Annotated in this window: 22 protein-coding genes and 1 pseudogene; 3 read left to right on the top strand and 20 right to left on the bottom strand. The window is 30.3% G+C overall.

Features of this window, described 5'->3' with window-relative positions; translation table 11 throughout:
- Positions 1-2 precede the first annotated feature (2 nt).
- From cysC to KMW28_RS13725, 19 genes and pseudogenes are all read right to left on the bottom strand, one after another.
- Entirely contained in the window at positions 3-617 is a 615-nt protein-coding gene (cysC, locus tag KMW28_RS13815) for an adenylyl-sulfate kinase (RefSeq protein ID WP_215585742.1), read from the bottom strand.
- Between the two features lie 12 nt (positions 618-629).
- Entirely contained in the window at positions 630-1,058 is a 429-nt protein-coding gene (locus KMW28_RS13810; protein WP_169666272.1) for a DUF2061 domain-containing protein, read from the bottom strand.
- A gap of 20 nt (positions 1,059-1,078) precedes the next feature.
- Complete coding sequence (gene gmd, locus KMW28_RS13805) at positions 1,079-2,191, bottom strand: GDP-mannose 4,6-dehydratase (RefSeq protein WP_169666270.1); 1,113 nt, start codon at positions 2,189-2,191, stop codon at positions 1,079-1,081.
- A gap of 37 nt (positions 2,192-2,228) precedes the next feature.
- On the bottom strand, positions 2,229-2,975 hold the full coding sequence (locus KMW28_RS13800; protein WP_169666268.1) for a glycosyltransferase family 2 protein: 747 nt from the start codon (positions 2,973-2,975) through the stop codon (positions 2,229-2,231).
- Positions 2,976-3,003: 28 nt separating this feature from the next.
- Complete coding sequence (locus KMW28_RS13795; RefSeq protein WP_169666267.1) at positions 3,004-3,951, bottom strand: UDP-glucuronic acid decarboxylase family protein; 948 nt, start codon at positions 3,949-3,951, stop codon at positions 3,004-3,006.
- The gene (locus KMW28_RS13790) at positions 3,948-4,766 is read right to left on the bottom strand and encodes a glycosyltransferase family 2 protein (RefSeq protein ID WP_169666265.1); all 819 of its coding nucleotides are present in this window, start codon (positions 4,764-4,766) and stop codon (positions 3,948-3,950) included. The genes KMW28_RS13795 and KMW28_RS13790 overlap by 4 nt, the downstream gene beginning before the upstream one ends.
- On the bottom strand, positions 4,759-5,307 hold the full coding sequence (locus KMW28_RS13785) for an LbetaH domain-containing protein (RefSeq protein ID WP_169666263.1): 549 nt from the start codon (positions 5,305-5,307) through the stop codon (positions 4,759-4,761). The genes KMW28_RS13790 and KMW28_RS13785 overlap by 8 nt, the downstream gene beginning before the upstream one ends.
- A 4-nt stretch (positions 5,308-5,311) precedes the next feature.
- The gene (locus KMW28_RS13780) at positions 5,312-6,484 is read right to left on the bottom strand and encodes a glycosyltransferase (protein WP_169666261.1); all 1,173 of its coding nucleotides are present in this window, start codon (positions 6,482-6,484) and stop codon (positions 5,312-5,314) included.
- On the bottom strand, positions 6,481-7,098 hold the full coding sequence (locus tag KMW28_RS28515) for an acyltransferase (protein WP_169666259.1): 618 nt from the start codon (positions 7,096-7,098) through the stop codon (positions 6,481-6,483). The genes KMW28_RS13780 and KMW28_RS28515 overlap by 4 nt, the downstream gene beginning before the upstream one ends.
- Entirely contained in the window at positions 7,098-7,793 is a 696-nt protein-coding gene (locus KMW28_RS13770; RefSeq protein WP_169666257.1) for a sulfotransferase family 2 domain-containing protein, read from the bottom strand. Before KMW28_RS13770 ends, KMW28_RS28515 begins: the two co-directional genes overlap by 1 nt.
- Before the next feature lies 1 nt (position 7,794).
- Complete coding sequence (locus KMW28_RS13765; RefSeq protein WP_169666255.1) at positions 7,795-8,373, bottom strand: acyltransferase; 579 nt, start codon at positions 8,371-8,373, stop codon at positions 7,795-7,797.
- Positions 8,370-9,566 carry a glycosyltransferase family 4 protein gene (locus KMW28_RS13760; RefSeq protein ID WP_169666253.1) on the bottom strand — a complete coding sequence of 399 codons (1,197 nt, stop codon included), beginning with the start codon at positions 9,564-9,566 and terminating at the stop codon, positions 8,370-8,372. The genes KMW28_RS13765 and KMW28_RS13760 overlap by 4 nt, the downstream gene beginning before the upstream one ends.
- Positions 9,563-10,792 (bottom strand): hypothetical protein, encoded by a 1,230-nt coding sequence (locus KMW28_RS13755; RefSeq protein WP_169666251.1) that lies wholly within the window; start codon positions 10,790-10,792, stop codon positions 9,563-9,565. Before KMW28_RS13755 ends, KMW28_RS13760 begins: the two co-directional genes overlap by 4 nt.
- A 3-nt stretch (positions 10,793-10,795) precedes the next feature.
- The gene (locus KMW28_RS13750) at positions 10,796-12,226 is read right to left on the bottom strand and encodes an oligosaccharide flippase family protein (RefSeq protein WP_169666249.1); all 1,431 of its coding nucleotides are present in this window, start codon (positions 12,224-12,226) and stop codon (positions 10,796-10,798) included.
- A gap of 64 nt (positions 12,227-12,290) precedes the next feature.
- Complete coding sequence (locus KMW28_RS13745; protein ID WP_169666248.1) at positions 12,291-13,292, bottom strand: NAD-dependent epimerase/dehydratase family protein; 1,002 nt, start codon at positions 13,290-13,292, stop codon at positions 12,291-12,293.
- Positions 13,293-13,296: 4 nt separating this feature from the next.
- Positions 13,297-13,797, bottom strand: coding sequence for a UpxY family transcription antiterminator (locus tag KMW28_RS13740; RefSeq protein ID WP_169666246.1), 501 nt, complete (start codon positions 13,795-13,797; stop codon positions 13,297-13,299).
- A 15-nt stretch (positions 13,798-13,812) separates the two neighbouring features.
- Positions 13,813-14,010 (bottom strand): annotated as a pseudogene (locus KMW28_RS28695) (nucleotidyltransferase domain-containing protein); the annotation flags it as partial.
- Positions 14,011-14,112: 102 nt separating this feature from the next.
- The gene (locus tag KMW28_RS13730; RefSeq protein WP_169666243.1) at positions 14,113-14,520 is read right to left on the bottom strand and encodes a nucleotidyltransferase substrate binding protein; all 408 of its coding nucleotides are present in this window, start codon (positions 14,518-14,520) and stop codon (positions 14,113-14,115) included.
- Positions 14,521-14,889: 369 nt separating this feature from the next.
- Entirely contained in the window at positions 14,890-15,402 is a 513-nt protein-coding gene (locus KMW28_RS13725) for an ArsR family transcriptional regulator (RefSeq protein ID WP_169666241.1), read from the bottom strand.
- 709 nt (positions 15,403-16,111) lie between these two features.
- Here KMW28_RS13725 and KMW28_RS13720 point away from each other — a divergent pair.
- The 3 genes from KMW28_RS13720 to KMW28_RS13710 all read left to right on the top strand — a co-directional run bounded on the left by KMW28_RS13720 (position 16,112) and on the right by KMW28_RS13710 (position 19,212).
- On the top strand, positions 16,112-16,606 hold the full coding sequence (locus KMW28_RS13720; RefSeq protein WP_169666239.1) for a hypothetical protein: 495 nt from the start codon (positions 16,112-16,114) through the stop codon (positions 16,604-16,606).
- Between the two features lie 65 nt (positions 16,607-16,671).
- Positions 16,672-17,232: a helix-turn-helix domain-containing protein gene (locus KMW28_RS13715; RefSeq protein WP_215585740.1), complete on the top strand. Its 561-nt coding sequence runs from the start codon at positions 16,672-16,674 to the stop codon at positions 17,230-17,232.
- Positions 17,233-17,817: 585 nt separating this feature from the next.
- Entirely contained in the window at positions 17,818-19,212 is a 1,395-nt protein-coding gene (locus KMW28_RS13710) for a nucleotide sugar dehydrogenase (protein ID WP_169666236.1), read from the top strand.
- A 194-nt stretch (positions 19,213-19,406) separates the two neighbouring features.
- Here KMW28_RS13710 and KMW28_RS13705 read toward each other — a convergent pair whose 3' ends face one another.
- A complete protein-coding gene (locus KMW28_RS13705; protein ID WP_169666234.1) occupies positions 19,407-19,835 on the bottom strand; it encodes a nucleotidyltransferase substrate binding protein in 429 nt (142 codons plus the stop codon).
- Positions 19,836-19,923: the final 88 nt, after the last annotated feature.

Here is a 19,923-nt window from a genome sequence, read left to right as displayed (position 1 = left end):
ACCTATTTGTTTTCGTCTAATTTAATGATCGGCAATACGGCTTCTAAAAGCTGTTTTAAGCTATCCTCCAAAGATTGTTCATGCGTTGGGATACGCACAAATGGGTCTTTTGGAATATCGAAAGGAGAATCCAAACCAGTAAAATTTTTGATCTCCCCTGCCAATGCCTTTTTATATAATCCTTTTACATCACGTTCCGCACACACTTCAAAAGGACAATCAATATGTACTTGTTTAAAATCTTCTTCGCCAATAATGTCTCTTGCAATTGCTCTAATTTCCTCTGTTGGGCTAATCAAAGAACAGATAGTCACCAAACCTGCCGAAGCAAATAATTTCGATACTTCTGCCGAACGACGAACATTCTCCATTCTATCTTCTTCAGAGAAACCCAGGTTACTGTTTACCCCAGTTCTAAGATTATCTCCATCTAATAACATGGTTTTATAACCCAAATCATGTAAAGCAAACTCTAATGCTCTTGCAAGAGTACTTTTTCCTGAACCTGATAGACCCGTCATCCATAAAACAACTCCGTTTTGCTTTAGAAGACCTTCTTTCTTTTCTCTGCTTAATAGAGAATTGAATATCGGATGTATATTTTCGGAATTTGTCATTATCCAGATATGTTAAACAACTTTTTCTTGTTCATCTTTATTATTTCTAAACAGATGCCACAATCTTTCATGTAAATAGTAAAGAAATATTTTAGTAACCACTTCTGCAATACCGACTTTTACACCTACAAGAGGTTGGCCAGATATTACCCAAGCTAAAATAATAGTATCGATTGTACCAATTAAACGCCAACTGATAGCTTTGACTAAATGTCTGAAGCTGTTTTTCCTTTTCTTCCAGAATGGTTTTGTTCTCCATTTTTCCCAAATCCATTCATGTAAATAATAAAGCGAAATTTTAGTAATTAATTCAAAAGCTCCAATACTGAATCCAATATTGGAGCTTCCTGAAATAAGAGAACCCCATAATATAGTATCCAAGGTACCCCAAAATCGCCAAGAAATTGCTTTTGCTAATTTTCTATCTATGAATCTAAACATCAAAGATGATTTATTTAGAATTACTCATATTGATTTAAGATATCATGCCCACCTTCTTTCAAATATTTATCTTTTTTAAATAATTTGATATCAGATTCCATCATGTCTTTTACCAATCCTTCTAAGTCATACTCTAATTCCCATCCTAACTTTTCTTTAGATTTAGTTGGATCACCGATTAATAAATCTACTTCAGTTGGGCGGAAATATTGAGGATCAACTCTAAGTACTGTTTTTCCAATTTCTATTTGATATTCAGGATTGTTACATGATTTTATTTTGGCAACTTCATCAACACCTTCACCTTCAAAATCTAACTCAATACCCACTTCTGCAAATGACATTTTTACAAAATCACGAATGGTAGTAGTCACGCCAGTAGCAATAACAAAATCTTCCGCTTTATCTTGTTGAAGTATTAACCACATTGCTTTTACATAATCTTTGGCATGTCCCCAGTCTCTTTTTGAGTTAAGGTTACCAAGATATAATGTATCTTGTAATCCTAAAGCAATTTTTGATACAGCTCTTGTAATTTTACGAGTTACAAAAGTTTCTCCACGAATAGGGGATTCGTGATTAAATAAAATACCATTACATGCGTACATATTGTAGGCTTCACGGTAGTTTACTGTAATCCAATAACCGTATAGTTTAGCAACAGCATATGGAGAACGTGGATAGAAAGGAGTTGTTTCCTTTTGAGGTACTTCTTGTACTAATCCGTATAACTCAGAAGTTGAAGCTTGGTAAATTCTTGTTTTCTCAGTAAGTCCTAATAATCTAACTGCTTCAAGAATTCTAAGTGTACCTAATCCGTCTACATTACCTACATATTCAGGAGTGTCGAAACTTACTCTAACATGAGACATGGCTCCTAGGTTATAAATCTCGTCTGGCTGAACTTCTTGAATAATACGTGTAAGGTTCATTGAATCTGTAAGATCACCATAATGTAATTTTAATTTTACATTTTCTTCATGAGGATCTTGATATAAATGATCTATTCTATCCGTATTAAATAAAGAAGAACGACGTTTGATGCCGTGTACTTCGTATCCTTTTTCAAGTAATAGTTCTGTTAAATATGCACCGTCTTGTCCGGTAATACCTGTAATTAATGCCTTTTTCATTTATGTATATTAATTTCTTTAAACAAAGATAGTGAAGCTATTTGTTAATGAATTGAGTGATTTTTGAGAAATTTTTATAAAGTAGAGTGTAAACGCCCCCAATATTATTGTTTTTAAGCGCCCAGTAATCTTCCTTCATCTTTTTTATTATGGCTTTAAAGCTTTGATTACTAGCTCCTCCTAATCTCATTTTTACAATGGTTTTTGGAAGGTATGCAGATGTGATTTGATATTTACCAAAATATCGTAGAATAAGTTCATAATCTGCAGCAATTCTTAGATCCGTATTGTATAAACCGTACTTCTTATAGCATTCATTTTTGATATATAGTGTAGGGTGGGGAGGCATCCAACCTTGTCTTAACTTACGAAAAGAAAAATCACTACTTACCCAATTTCTTACTATTTTGGAAGAGTCTTCAGCTCCTACATAATGTAAGTTACCATAAACGGCATCCACATTTGAATTTGTAAATGTTCTAGCAATATTCGAAACGATATCATTAGAAGCAAAGAAATCATCTGAATGCATAAAACCTACAACGTCTCCTGTAGCCATTTTTACACCTTTATTCAAAGCATCATATATTCCTTTGTCAGGTTCGGAAATAAATTGTTGAATTTTACGGCCATAAGATTCAACCAATTTCACTGTGCCATCTTTAGAACCACCGTCCACAATTATATATTCAATGTTAGAATAATCTTGAGATAAAACGGAATTGATTGTTTGTTCTAAAGTAAGTTTGTTGTTGTATGAAGCAGTAATTATTGATATTTTCATTAATTCGAATTCTAAAATTAGATAGAATTTAAACTGTTTGTGTTTGAACTTTTTCTTGAAAGTATTCTAGAGTTCTTTTTAAACCTTGTTCTCTTCCAACTTTTGGTTCCCAATTTAAAATTTCTTTTGCTCTTGTAATATCAGGACGTCTTTGTTTAGGATCATCTTTTGGTAGATCTTGATAAATAACTTTACTACCTGAACCAGTTAATTCTACAATTTCTTCTGCAAATTCTTTAATCGTAATTTCTTGAGGGTTACCAATATTTATTGGTTGATGTTCGTCTGATAAAGTAAGCTTGAAAATACCATTTACTAAATCGTCTACATAACAGAATGATCTTGTTTGTGAACCATCTCCAAAAACAGTAATGTCTTCACCTCTAAGAGCTTGTGACATAAAAGCAGGTAAAGCACGGCCATCATTCAATCGCATACGGGGTCCATATGTATTAAAAATCCTGACCATTCCTGTATTCACACCATGGAAAGTATGGTACCCCATGGTAATAGCTTCTTGGAAACGTTTAGCTTCATCATATACACCTCTTGGTCCAATTGGGTTAACATTACCCCAATAACTTTCTGGTTGAGGGTGTATATTTGGATCTCCGTATACTTCTGATGTAGAAGCTATAATAAATCTAGCACCTTTTACTCTAGCTAATCCTAATAAGTTGTAAGGAGCTAATGATCCTACTTTTAAAGTTTGGATCGGCATTTCCAAATAATCAATTGGGGATGCAGGTGAAGCAAAGTGTAATATATAATCTAATTCTCCGGAAACATGAACAAATTTTGTGACATCATGGTGAACAAATTCAAAATTCTTATTTCCAAAAAGGTGAGAGATATTATCTTCGCTTCCAGTTAAAAAATTATCCATTCCGATGACATAGTATCCTTCTGATAGGAATTTATCACATAAGTGAGAACCTAAAAAACCAGCGGCACCAGTAATTAAAACTCTTTTCATATTGATTTAAACTCTTTTACTTTAGTTTGTATTTGTATAAAATAATTTTTTTTGTAATGGGCAAAATAATAACCAGCAATGCCATCTAAAAAACCAAATTTTAAGAAATATGTACTGAAGAAATAAAATGTTGGTAATATTCCAATTTTGAGTAATTTATATTTTAATTTTTGGCGTTTAGTTAGATTAGTGTAATCTCCTTTTAGATTAACATAGCGTTTAGCCTCCCAACTAGAGTATTGATTATGTTTATCGATATAATGAGTTAATCCTCTAAAATCATTATGAGTAATAGGGCTTTTTATTTCACCTATGTCTCCATTAATAATTGGGTGCTCATGAACTTCCATGTCTAAATGACTCCAACTGTCTTCATCAATTCTTTCATATTCTCCATAATTTCGATTGAAGAGAGCCAGTTTTTTCATTTTATCACCATGAAGTAATTGCTTGCCCATGAAAAAATTTGTGAAGTTTAACCAATAACCTTTATGGTTTGACTCTTTATTGAATTTACTTTTAATTTCATTTAAGAACTCATTCGTTAAGAATTCATCAGCATCAATAAATAGAACCCAGTCATTTCTAATATCAATGTTTCTCAATGCCCAATTCCTTTTTTTGGGAAATTTTCCATCCCAAATAAAGTTGATTACTCTAGCTCCATTATTACTAGCAATATCAGGGGTTTTATCAGTGCTATTAGAGTCTATGACAATTATTTCATCAAAATCTATTAGTCTTGAAATACAACGCTCAATATTCTTTTCCTCATTCTTAACAGGAATAAGAACAGATATTGGTAACTTACTCATTTATTATTCTTTTCTTTATGAATTTTGCTGGATTTCCACCAACTATTGTCCAAGGTTCAACGTCTTTATAGACTGATGAAGTTGCTCCAACTACTGCTCCATTATTAATTATCACACCCATTCCAATGAAGCAAGAGGCTCCCACCCAAGATCCATTTTTTATTGTTATTGGAGATGTTATCAATGGAAAGGTACTTTTGGAAATGTCATGAGATGCGGTGCATAAATATGATTTTTGGGAAACAATAGTATTTTCTTCTAATATGATTTTATCTACATTATAGCAATCTACATTTGGTGCTAAGCATGAAAAATCATGCATTTCTAAATTCCAAGGTGCATAAATTTTTACAGAAGGATAAATATTAGCCTTATAACTTATATTACCTCCAAATAGATTAACAAAAAATAGTCTCCATTTTCTACCAACAGACCTAGGTAGCCATTTACAAAAAATTGACCATGATATATTCCAAATTAATCTTATTAATTGGTGCTTCTTTGTTAATTTATTTTGGTATTTTGATAGTTTAATTTCCATCACTTTAATCTAAATAAATGAAATCTGGTTTTGGAACTTTCTTGTTTTCAACCCATTGGTACATTTTGTTTGTCATGTCAGCAATCTTTTCCCAGGTATAATTTTCTTTAACTAAATTGAATGCATTATTTCCAAACTCTATTAATTCTGAGTCAGAAACCTTACCGAAAATATCAAGTTGTTTAGCTAAAGTAGGAGGATCATTTGAAATTTTGTATGATGTTTTTTTATGAAAACCAATAGATAAATTACATTCTTCTGTCATTAAAACGGGTAACTTAAACGACCATGCTTCTAGAATTGACATTGGTAATCCCTCACTAAAAGATGGTAGAATAAATGACTGTGAATGGAATAAAATACTATCTTTTTTATCTCCATAAACTGACCCTAAAAATACTATATCTTCCTCTAATTTATATTTTTTTGTTAGATCTTGTAACTCATGAATATGACCATTCTGATCCCATCCACAAATATAAATTGTCCAATTATCCAGAAGAGAAGATTTATTTTTCTTTAAGATGTACAACGCTTCAACTAATTCTTTAACACCTTTTTTGGGATGTATCCGTCCTATAAAGGTCATAGCTTTCTTAGTATTTATTTTCCAATTGTCATCAAATGATCTATTTTGAATCTTTGGTAAATTTATACCATTTGGAATTATTGCTACAGGATTTTTTAAACCAAACGATCTTATACTTTCATATTCAGAAAGACATAAAGCATGAAAACAATCAGCATTTCGCAAATTTTCATTTTCATATAAAAAACCAATAATTCTTTTCTTTAGCTTTGAGTTATTTACAGCCCATGGATCTAACATTCCTCTAGGAGTAATAATAGTTTTAGTCTTGAACTTCCTTTTAGTTTTTAGAACAGCATAAGATAAATACATCCATATACATTGTTGATGAATGAGAGTAGGGGATACGTCCTTTATTTTCTTAGATATATTTTTTGAAAATCCTAAATTATTAGGTCCAAATACATCATATATAGGCATTGGAATGTCTCCATAAGTATTAATATCATCCTCACTATATTTATCATTATGAGTTAATAGGGATAATTGAATATCATTATTAAGAAGAGCTTTACTTAAAGACTTTACACTAAAAAAAAGTCCTCCAGATTGTCTTGAATTACTACCTGAAATAATTAATATTTTCATCTGTCTTTAATGAATTTTGCAGGAACACCGCCGTAAATTGTATTTGAGGGAATATTTTTATTGACCACTGAATTTGCTGCTATTATAGCTCCATCACCAATTGTTACACCAGCTAAAATTATGCAACCCCTACCAATCCAGCAATTTTCTCCTATTTCAATCGGGTTACCATTCATGCCTTGATCCTTGATCAATTTTTCTCTATCATCAAAAGTATGATTATTATCTCTAATACTAGTATATTCTCCAATTGAGGTGTTTTTTTTAATTTTAACTCCAAAAAGAGCAGTAATAATACAACCTTGATTTAATGAGACTCTATCACCTATTTCAATATATGAATTAGGAACTGCTTGGAATGTGCATCTTCTTTCAATATAGACATTATTTCCAAGGTTAATTTTTTGACAAGGATATAATATTTTTGGAATATCTTCAAATGTTACACCTTTTCCAATACTATTAAAACTGTATGACCCAATTGTCGAAATATAAAATTTATTTATTGAGCGTTTTAAATATCTAACAATTAACCAAGTTAAGGCAAAAAATGACTTTAATTTAAAATATTTAAAAAAAGATAATCCATTTAAATTTTTATTTTGATATTTCATTAAAAAGTATATTTGAACATTTCAATATCTTCTTCAAATATTTTATCAGAGATTTTCTTTGCTTCTTGAGTATAGAAATCTCTGTATAGAATACTTTGAGTTTTTCCTAAAACAGGTAGTTTTTCGTCAATTTTTATACCTGTATTATTTATTAATTCATTAAAATCATTATCTAGATTTTCGAATCTTATTATTTGATCCATTGCATTTTGACCTTTAATATTTCGAATATATTCTATTTGATTTCTTTTGTGTGCAATGATATTATGATCATTTGATTTACTATCAAACCAACTTGATAAAAAGAGCTCAAATTCTTTTTTAGTGGGTTTTTTATCTTTTTCTAAGAAATGTTTGAAAGAAGATAAAGCCCTATCCCAAGGGTTTCTGACTACAGCAAATTTGAATGAATTTTTTAAGGTTGGTTTATCTATTAATTGTAGAAGTTCGATTTCTTGATAAGTCAAATGTTGAGCACATAATGTATAATCTAGAGTACCCCAAAGATTATTCTTTATATTTTCATTAGAAGTTAACCGTTGGAGATAGGTGAAACCTCTATTTATTGTGCTCCTAGTAGCAGTATTTTCAATTAATTTTTTTTTGCTAATAATATTTAAGCCCATTTCTATAGACCTTCCTGCATTTTTTGGAATGTGAATGAATAATAAGTTTTTTTCTTTTAAATATGTCATGTTATTTTCTGTATTTAATTAATTTAGCAGGGTTACCTGCAACAATACTCCAATCAGGTATATCTTTTGTAATAATACTTCCAGCACCAATAATTGAATGATTTCCTACCTTAACTCCAGGTAAAATAATTGTTCTTGTTCCTATCCATACATCATTACCAATAATAACAGGCTTTCGATTTGGAGCTCCTTGTTCATTCATAGGAATATCTGTTCTTTCAAAATTATGACTTCCAGACAATATTGTAACTTCAGGCCCCATCATTACATTATTTCCAATTATTGTGTCATTACCGATCCAGGCTCCTCTATTTAATGATGAATTATAACCAATTTCTATATTTTTTCCCGTACCAAAACTAACATTACTATGAATTTTGAAAAGCTTTGATGTTTTTTTGAAAATATTTTTGCAAAGAAATTCTCTAAACTTCATACTAATATTACTTCCAGGTAAAGGTGTGTCGGGGAGGTGTTTAGCAAAGAAATAGTATAGCAATAATGAAATACCATTTAACAATTTGAGATTGTGTTTTTTAAAAATCCAAATAGGGTTTTCGTATTGAAATTTTTTTTTCATAATATTTCTAAGAGTTTTTTTTCGTATTCTTCGATTGTATATCGTGAGTAAAGCTTTAAAGAATTTTTACTCATTTTTTCTTTTAGATTGTTATTATTAGCTATTTTATTAATTGCATTTGTATATTCATCAATATTACCAGCTTTACAAATTATGCCTTCATCTTCAGAAATAACGGTTCCAGATTCAAATGTAGTAATTGTTGGCAGGCCATATGATAATGCTTCAAGACCAACAACGGCAGATCCTTCTAAGTAGGTAGGGAAAAAGAAAATATCAGCTGAATAATAAAAATGTTCTAACTCACTTTTATGTTTTTTACCATGAATAATTACATTATTGGGGATGTTTTCAATTTTACTATCCATTCTACCAATTATATGAAATAAAATGTTATCACTTTTGATCTTTTTCGCTGTTTCTATTATATCAAGTATTCCCTTTCTATATGAAGAATTACCCACAAATAGCACATGAGTAGTTTTTGTATTATAATGATTAAATATATTTTTTAAATTGTTATTATTTTTTGGTTTATTGTAGCCATATGGTATTAAATATAACTTTTCTTTTGGTACACCTCTTTGTAGTAACTTTTCTAAGACATAATGTGAAGGGACTATTATTTTATCAGCCAAACTCCATTCTTCTTCTTCTCTTTTCTGAAGAGTTTTGCAAATTTGGATTTCTTTCTTAAAATCAACATCATATTTACTTTCAAATAATTTATATAGTTTTATCTGTTCATATCTAGGTGCAACACATTGTTCTAGTATTAATTTTTTATTATGCTTTTTACCCCACTTAAAAAGTTCTAAAGCACCTGTGTCATAGCAAAAAATACTATTAATATTTTGATTTTTTTTTGTGATTTTAATTGCATTTTGAGAAAGTTTTTTATAAGATAATATCAATGCATTTATTTTTGATATATTTATTGTTAAGTAAAAAAAAATTCCAACGAACCAGTCTGAATTTATAAGTTTATCATTTAATGTTGACCCAGTAATAGTATATTTTTTTTGTAATTTTGTTGGCATTAAATAATCTATTATCTTAAAAATTTGATATTTAGATCTAGAATAATACGCATCTGTTACTAATGTATGTAGCAGTTTTTTTTTATTTAAAATTTTAGCAGTATCGTAATCTCTTCTTGATGTTAAAAGTAAAACTAAGTATTTATTATTCATGATTTAGAAGTATTTTTTATTGAATGAAAAATTAAAAGAAATGGAATGATTAGAACTAAAATTCTAAATAGAGAATCGTAAACAGATAGAAAGATATAAATTGAAAATTGGGAGTAGAAAATTTTTGAAAAAATATCATTTGATTTATATGCAATTATGAAATAATGTTTGCTTATCATTCCAAAAATGAAATAAAAAATGAAAGAAAAAAAACCAAAATCAAAAAAAGTATCTACGAAACCTGTCCTAGCTAAATATCCTTTAAAGTTACCGTGTTTATAATTGTATTTTCTTAATTTTTCAAAATCAGCAGTAGTGATTTTAGATTTTTCTTTAAATTCTTTTCCGAAAATTGTTGAGCTTACATATTGATGAGTAAATTTATTTATAGCGATTGCGCCATATGAATAAGCATTATTTTGATAGACTGAGTTTAAATCAACTGCAGATTCAAAAATTTCATTTGTTTTTTTACCTTGAATATAATTTCCTGATATTTCAGAAAAATCTAATTCAAGTAATTTACCAAAGTCACCTTTTTTTGTAAAGTTTCTAGCTACAGGCATTATAATAAATGCAAAACCTGAAATTGTAATCAATAAGGCAATTATGCCTTTTGTAGGTATGTAATTTTTTATAAAAAAAAGAGGGAAACCGATTGTGATGAAAAAAGTAAAGAGTTCACTTCTTCTTCCAGAAATAATGATAAATCTTGAGGTTAAAAATAGCCATAGCATTAGTAATACTAACCTGTAATTTGTTTTTTTTACCAAATAAAAGCAAAAAATTATTAGAGCAGTAGGTCTTAAAAAACGAGCAAAAAGTTGTTTAATTGCGAAAAAACCACCTTGTTCATTACCATATTCATACGGGTCAATTGTTATTGAAATACTAAAACCAATAAAGAAAAAAATGCTTATAACGATACTCGTGTAAGTATCATCTTTATATTTATTGAAAAATTTTGGTATATATTTTTTTGAGTAAATTCTATAACCGATAAGAGCTGCTGAAAAACATAAAATAAGATTTATTGAAAACAAATTAAATTCTTGATCAGAAATATAATTCAATTTGAAGTTACTAACTAAACTAGGGAAAATAAAACCTAATATTGTTATTGAGTAAAGAAAAGGTAATTGATAGAGTTTAGATTTATCATTTTTGACCTTAATTATTGGAATCAAAATCAAGATGAAAATAATTACAATTAATATATATTTCATAAACTAGCTTATACTAAGCTTTTTACGTAATGTGAAAATAATTAGGGAATACGAAATTGAAGGTAAAAAACAATTAATCGTTAATAATAATATTTGGTTATCTGTGGTATTTTTTAAAACAAAATAAATAGATAAGTATATAATAATTCCAATTAGACAAGGAAAGTATATTCTTAAAACAGATTTTATAATATTATCACTGGTGTTTTTTAAAGAAGTAAATAATAATAATGGAGTAATTAGAAAATAATATAGTGTTACTCCAATTGAAGTACCCAAAGTGCTATATTTTTTTGATAGTATTAAAATAATAATAATATAGATTATAGATGAAATATTAGTAATTTTAGACATTTTTTTAAAATTACCTTCAGATTTTAGAGGTACTACCCAATTTGATGACATTGTTCTAAAAACCATTCCGATCGATAATATTTGGATATATTTGATTGTTTCAAACCATTTTTCATCAAAAAAGAAATGAATAATGGGTTCTGCACAAGTAAATTGCAGCATCGCGAAAGGAGTACCAATAATAGTAGTTATGATAAAGCTATTTTCAATATATTTGTTATATAATTTATCAGATTTATTTTTCTTCAGTTTTACTAAACTAGGGAATAAAACTTGCGGTAGATTGTTTGCTACAAATCCTACAACTTGAACTGAGAGCGTGTAGGCCATGTAATAAACACCTACTTGATTCTGACTTGCAAATAATCCTAATATTGCATAATCTGCTTGAAAAGTAATTCTACTTGCAAATGAATGTAAAAAAACATAGATACTATCATTTATTATATACTTCCAATATTTGAATTTAAGTTTGAAAAATAATTCATTTTTTGAGGCATAATTAAACATGAGCCATTTAATGACCCCTACGATAATATATGGAAGAATAAAACTGTAAACTTCTAATCCTAAATAAGCACCAATAATTGTGAAAATTTGTAACATTAAAGTTTCTGAAATTTTTATTATTGATATAGCTTTAAACTTCAAGTCAATCCGAAGTTTAGATTCTGGTATTATAGCTAGAGCATTGAAAGGTATTGAAATTGAGTAAAGAGGAATTAATATTAATAACGAATAATCATTATAAATGATTGAACCAATTTTTGCGGCAATCATCAATATTACTATACTCAAAATAGAAATAATAAGAGCAATTGTTTGAGTTAAGTTTTTCCACAGGTCAAAAGATTTGCCTCTCTTAATTAAAATATCGTTAAGGCCTATTTGTTGAACAAAACTCGTGATATTTGTAATTGTTAATATTATTGCCATTTTACCAAATGTTTCAGGCATTAATATTTTTGCTAATACAATTTGAGAAACAAAAGAGGTTGCTTTATTTCCAATTGTTTGGATTAATAACCAAAGAGAACCGTTTATTATTTCCTTAGAAGTGTTTTTTGAGATATTTTTCAAGATCATTAATTATCAAATACTTCTCTTAGTAGGGGGGGATAATGTAAAATAAATAAAGATTTTTTTACTTATATTTTTTATACCAATTCACAAAATTTTCAATTCCCTTGTCAATTTTTACAGATGCAGCGTAATTGAAGTCATTCTGAAGATCAGTCGTGTCAGCAAAAGTTGAATATACATCTCCGGGTTGCATTGGTAACATTTTTTTTATGGCAGGTTTACCTAAATGCTTTTCCATTGTTTCGATGAAATCCATTAATTTAGTTGGGCTTCCACATCCAATATTATATAATTTTTTTCTATTTTTTGGATTCCCAATAAGTACTTTTAAGATGCCATTTATTATATCATCTATATAAGTGAAATCCCTTTCTAATTTTCCATTATTAAAGACTTTTATTGGGTCACCATTTAAAATAGCTTTTGCAAATAACATTGGAGCCATATCAGGTCTACCCCAAGGTCCATAAACAGTGAAAAATCTTAAGCCAGTACATTTGATTTTATATAGATGGTTATATGTATTAGCCATAAGTTCATTAGACCTTTTTGTTGTTGCATATAAACTTACAGGTGAATCAACTCTATGATTAGTGGAGAATGGTTGTTCTGTGTTTTGTCCATATACACTTGAACTACTAGCATAAACTAAATGTTCTACTGGATAGTGTCTACACCCTTCAAGAATATTTAAAAAACCACTGATGTTTGAAGAAATATAAGCACGAGGGTTATCTATACTATATCTTACACCAGCTTGTGCTGCCAAGTTTACTACAAAATTGAAATTTTCTTTCCTAAATAGTTCTATTAGATTATGTTCGTCAGTTATGTCAAGCCTAATAAAATTGAAATTATTGTATTTATTACTATTAACTTTATCATTGTATCTGATGAAGTCGGATTCAATCCCTAATTCTTTTAATCTATCAAACTTTAATGACATTGGGTAATAATCGTTAATATTATCAATGCCAATAATTTCAAAATTTTGTTTTGCTAATTTTTTTGATAAGTGAAAACCAATAAAGCCTGCTGCCCCAGTTATTAGAATTTTTTTCATAATATTAAATCTTATCTAAATTCTTTTTTTGTACTACTACTTTCAAACCAATCTGAAAAAGAATTAATTCAACAATACCGTTCTTATGCGTTCGAATCACATCACCTTCTTTCCCCATAAACGCTCCTTTACGCATTAATACACGATCACCATCAGAAATCTCAGCATTAAAGATTTGATCTTCTTCTTCGATTTCACCCATAAAGCGTTTGAATGCATGGATATGGTTATCTTTAATAATTGCAGGTTTTCCTTGCCAGAAAACATAACGTACTGCTCCAGGATCTTGAAGTGCCTCCCAACGTTTATTCTCTTCAATTTTAATAAAGCAATAAGAAGGAATTGCTGGGATAGTTACCTTTTTTTTACGATCACTCCATTGTCGGAGAGTGGTGTACATAGGACAATAGACTTCAAAGCCTGATTTTCCCAAACGATCAGCTACTTTTTTTTCGTTGCGTGGTTTGGTGTAGATGGCCATCCATTGTTTTTTGTTTTCTGTCAATGTGGTTTGTTTTATTTATTGTTTTTGGTATAATGTTATCCCAATTGTATCAATATGTTCAATTAGAGCAGTATTTTTTATTTGATTGAAAATTATCAAATCAAATTTATAAGGTAAAAGTGTTTCGTCAAGCTGAATAGACAATTCCAAAATATCATTTAATTTTAATGAATCACCATACAAGGCTAAATCTACATCAGATCCATCTCTAAATTTCCCATTAGCCTAGATCCAAAAATATCAACTTTTGTAATATTCTTGTTTTGAGACACTTTCTCCAAAATTATGTCTATTTCTTCAGGACTTAATCCTACCTTATGATAATTTGATTTCAGCTTCAATTTTATTCTTAAAATCTAAAAATAAACCAAAATATATACTTCTAATATCTTGAACAATATCATTTGCAATTTCTTCATCATAGACATGAGAGGTGAGATTTCTGCTTTTATGCATTTTCATCCAATCAGTCCCATTACTTATAATATTGTCTTGAAAACTTTGTTTAATAACAGGGTTTGGTCCACTAATATCAACATAGCCTTTTACTTCTTTTAAATAATCTTGAAGGACTTTCCATGATAACTCATAAGTATATTCAAAAGCCTTAATTAGACCTTGTGCCTCCATCTCATTCAGATTAGGATGCTGCATGAACCTTTCAAGTTGAGCAAAAGCTCTTTTGAAATTTTCAAACCGTTGTTGATATCTTAATTGTTCCATAGATTTATTACATATTCCAGGAATGAATTCCTGGGCTTTTGATACTTTTTTTATTTAAAAACAACGTCTAATATAAATTCTTGTTTCTACCTAATTACTATATGTTCACTTATAATGTGTGTAAGTAGTAAGTGTAACCGGTATGTGTATCTAGGACATGTAACCAGCCTGTGTAAGCAGCTCGCGTACCGTGGGGCCAAGGCCACCTCGTTGGAGACGGAGTTGTAGCCTACAATTATTTAAGATTAGAGGTTTGTTTATTTAGACGTCTTTTCAATAAAATCTATTGAGAAATTATATTATTACATCTATTTTTTTCTTTCAATATTAGGATCAAGCTCATCTATAAAATAACTTACCTCAAACCTCTTACCTGCTCCATATCTTCAACATATTAGAAGAATCATTTCCATCCACCTCATCCACTCTTGTGTATGAAATAGACTTTTCAATAGTATTTTCCATTTTTAGGATCAATTGGTCGAGATAAACCAAATTAATATCACCAACAAGGATTAATTCAATCTTATCTGCTTCTTTGCCTAGAGCAAGATCTCCGATGAGATAGACTTCTTGCAGATTTCCTAAACGGTTTAATACGTTTTCTATAATAGTATCAATCCCTATGTATTTTTTAATGATTGCCTGTATGTCGACAAACAAGGGATGTGAGGTATTTACCTTAAAAAATTTCTTGTTTCCTTCAAAAAATGACTCGAGCATTTGCGCTTGCTCTAATCTGTTCAATTCCACACGAACACTGTTGGTGGATTCGGAAAACTCTGTGGCTAATCCTCTTAAATAGGAAGTGTTAGCGGGGTTTAGAAAGAATTTTAGAAGGAGTTTTAGTCTGGTTTTGGAGGTAATTAAGGCGTCGATCATACTAGGTAGTAGGTAGTAGGTAGTAGGTAGTAGGTTTTCGCTTTTTTACATAAATAAATTAGCATTACCTCTTACTTCTTACCTTTTACCTATATCGCAGTTGTTTTAAAATGCTATAAATCTGATGTTTATGAAGATGTGTGGAAGTTGAAAAGTGATTTTTTTCCATGGCTTCGCCCCGTCAGTCACATCCAGTTTTTTCCGTGACTGCATCATTAAGGCAAGCCAAAAATGATAGCAATGAATGTTAATGTCAAATTTTTATGAGTATTTTTTTTACTCGAAATCGTAAATGTAATAAAATGAAACAGTTAGAGCGTTTTATGATAAATTAAGATGTTAAAATTGATTGGATTATACTGTTATTTTTTTGGTTTATGAGGAGAAAAGGTGTGTAGTGTACGTTTAATAACTTGGTTTTGATTTTGGACTTTAGTGAGGTTTGAGGTTATATTAGGTAGCAGGTAGCAGGTAGCAGGTTGTACTTCCCTAAATAGGGTTGACCGTTTTGGAGTTATAATAGAATTATATATAGTAGTTTTTGTACAATTAATTGAACTTTAGTATTTTGATATCCATTTGCTTTAAAAATTAAGAGAAATGTTTGTGTTGGGTATTTAATCATATTAACATTGCGTCAAATAATTATTCAATCTAGTGTAAAAAATAAGCTAACGATTTCATTACACTGACTTAACAGATTTCAAACATGCCTTTAGAAACAGACAAATCAGCACTCTTTGCAAGAGTACTTTCTACTTCTTGTACAACACAAGAAGATACTCAGAAAACGTATGATGGTATTCATCAGGAATACATTTACCACAATTCTTCAAGCGTATTGAAGGAGATCTCTTCGGAGAAAAAGAGAACTCGTTTCGAAAGTAGAACTTCGGAACTGAATGAAAAGAGAAATCAATTAACGTATGTCGAAAATGAATTGACGACTATGGATACTTCTCATTCCAAGTACAAAGAGAAAGTGGTAGAGAAAAATAAATTAGTGGCCGATATTAGCGAACTAGAGCTAAAACTGGAACAGAACGATGGAATGGAGGTGTATTTCCAAGAAATCGACAACATCATGTTGGATACAGAAACTACTTTATTGCACGAACTTCTACACCAAATTAAAGATCATGCTGCAACAAACGCATGGACTTTAAACGATCATCAGATCAAAGAACTAGAAGTAGTCGTTTAATCTATCTATTTATAAAGAACAGTGAGTTAGCCACTGTTCTTTTCTTGTTTACATCAATAAAAACTATGTCACAACTTAATCTATCTCAAAGAAAACAACTGGAATACCTTCTTCAACATGGTGGTGCAAAAAAACGAATCGCCCAAATCTTGGGTATTCATTTGTCTACTTTATATAGAGAGATCAAGAGAAATAGTGTGGATGGAAAATATGTAGCAGAAAAGGCCAATACTTTGGCTGTAGCTAGAAAGAAAGTGGTAGGGAGTTTGCCTAAAATCAAAAGAACCAAGACAATTAAAAGAACAAACCGATACGAACTATATGCCGATCGTAGACATATTTATTGGCATTCAGATACACCTTGGACTCGGAAAACATACTTTATCATACGATGGTATTTTGGAGGTAAATATCACAGATATAAAATTCGTTTAGGCTGGGAAAAGACTCATCATTATAAAAATGATGTTCCTGTTCTAAAAGAATTAATGGTGCTTATGTTGAAAACTAGAAAGCCCAATAAATATCTGACTTTTAAGGTAGAAAGAAGAGAAGAGAAAGCAAAAAATGAGATGATGAATAAGTACGTGAGGGTGGTGTTTTATAAATATGCAAGAGGAGCTTGAGAATCTTTTATTGATGATAAGGTTTTATATGCTAATATATTTGGGACTTATGCGATAAGCCTGCATAAGACGAAGCAATGAATTACGATTTTTAATAATTCCCTCTTAAAAATCTCAAAAGAATTATCAAAATGATAATTTAAAGGCTAAGAAAATTAAGCAAAATCTAATTTTCTTAGCCTTCTTTTTCATTAAATAAATCAATTCGCATTTGCTCACGATTTATTAATCATCTCCCTTTCTTTTCTTGAAATAATCAGACCTGTAAATTGAGACATTTGATAAATTGATTATACTATTTCAAAAAGAATAAATTTAATCTTAAATGAAGGTTTATTTGCTGATTATGAGTCAAGTTACAATTTGTAGTTTTCCCTTACCTCTTACTTCTTACCTTTTACTTCATATAATTCAATCTTAATTCGTCAAATACTATTACCAAACTCCTAAATCCTAATTCCTACCTCCTCCCTAAACTATCACCTTTCCAACCCTTTTCATAAATAATCTCACCAAAAAAGATATTTCTTTGCATAAAAGGATAAACTCATTTAAATTCGGGTTTTTTAAAATGTAACTCATAAAATGAAAGAAGTAAAAAATATCTGCTGTATCGGTGCAGGGTATGTTGGTGGGCCGACAATGGCAGTGATTGCTTTAAAAAACCCACATATTAAAGTAAATATTGTAGATATCAATGAGCAACGAATTGCTGATTGGAATGATGCTGATTTAGATAAATTACCTATATATGAACCTGGTTTAAAAGAAGTGGTTGCAGAAACTCGTGGACGTAATCTGTTCTTTTCAACAAATGTTGATCAAGGGATTCAGGATGCGGATATGATCTTTATTTCTGTAAATACGCCAACAAAGACGTATGGAAAAGGAAAAGGTCAGGCTGCGGATTTAAAATATATTGAGCTTTGTGCGAGACAAATTGCACGAGTTGCCAAACGAGATAAAATTGTTGTTGAGAAATCAACACTTCCAGTAAGAACTGCAGAAGCATTAAAAGATATTTTATCCAACTCTGAAAGTGGTTTCAAATTCGAAATTTTATCTAACCCTGAATTTTTAGCAGAGGGTACAGCAATAGATGATTTAATGGCTCCCGATCGTGTGTTGATTGGTGGTGATGATACTCCTTCTGGGCAAGAGGCTAAAGATACTTTATCAGCTATTTATGAGGCTTGGGTGCCTAAGGAACAAGTACTACAAACAAATGTTTGGTCTTCAGAATTGTCTAAATTAACGGCCAATGCTTTCTTAGCACAAAGAATTTCATCTATTAACGCAATGTCTGCTTTATGTGAAGAAACAGAAGCAGATGTAGATGAGATTGCAAGAGCGATAGGTATGGATTCTCGTATTGGTCCAAAATTCTTAAAATCGTCAGTAGGTTTTGGAGGTTCTTGTTTCCAGAAAGATGTATTGAACTTGGTATATATTGCTAAATCTTACGGTTTAACTGAGGTAGCTGAATATTGGGATCAAGTGATCCAATTGAACGATTATCAAAAACGTCGTTTTGCAGATAAGATCATCAAGAAATCATACAATACAGTCAACGATAAAAAGATTGCATTCTTGGGTTGGGCGTTTAAAAAAGATACGAACGATACCCGTGAATCAGCAGCAATCTATGTAGCAGATCATCTATTAGACGAAAACGCTCAAGTGGTTGTCTATGATCCAAAAGTGCCAGCTGAACAAGTATATGCTGATTTGGAATACTTAAATACTCATGATCCTGAAGAAATTCGTAAAAGAGTAAAAATTGTAAACGATCCGTATGAAGCGACTTCTGAAGCTCATGCTATTGCAGTATTGACTGAATGGGATGAATTTAAGGAGTATGACTGGAATAAGATCTTTGCTTCAACGCTTAAGCCGGCGAATGTTTTTGATGGAAGAAACATACTTGATAAAAAGGCTTTGGAGGTGATTGGTTTTAATGTATATAATATTGGGAAATAGGTAGTAGGTAGCAAGTAGCAGGTAGCAGGTGGGGAGGAAATTTTGTTATTTATTATTATGATATTGATGGAGTCATTGGGTTAGCCTGATGACTCTTTTTTTTAGGTAGCAGGTGCTGAATTAACGCTCGTTTTTTGTTATTAATAAACGAGGTCGGGAGACCTCTGAAGTTTGTGGGTCCGAGTGTCGCTGCGCTAAACACTCGAACCAGAGTATTCCGCTAAACTATTTAACTTACTAATTAAATTAGAATATTTGGACATATATTTATTGAGTATGTTGTTTTTAATTGCTTCAGATATCTCAATTTCATATGAGCCTAAAGCTTGACTTCTACTTTTAATCATTTCCATCCAAACATACCCATCGTTAACAAGGTCCATTTCAAATGCTAGTTTAGTTACATCTTTAGAGCCATATAAATCCGTATAACCTTTGTGGTTTAAAAAGTCTTTAAGAGTTTTCCATGAAAGTTCGTGGGTATATTCAAAGGCTTGAATTAGGCCTTGTTTTTCTAATTCGCTAAGTTCTCGCTCTTGAGAAAGCTTATATGCATTATCTAACTGTGTAAATGCTTTTTTAAGGTTTTGAAAACGTTGTTTCCATCGGATGTCTATACTCATATTTTTTTATGATAAAGTTACAAAAAAATGATTGAATAGATTATGTGTTCTAAGAGGGACTCTCCAAGCAAGGTGGTGAAACCCCTTG

Origin of the sequence: Flammeovirga yaeyamensis (assembly GCF_018736045.1) — a bacterium.
GTDB lineage: Bacteria > Bacteroidota > Bacteroidia > Cytophagales > Flammeovirgaceae > Flammeovirga > Flammeovirga yaeyamensis.
The sequence above is the reverse complement of the archived record's forward strand: the minus strand, read 5'-3'. Positions and strand labels throughout refer to the sequence as shown.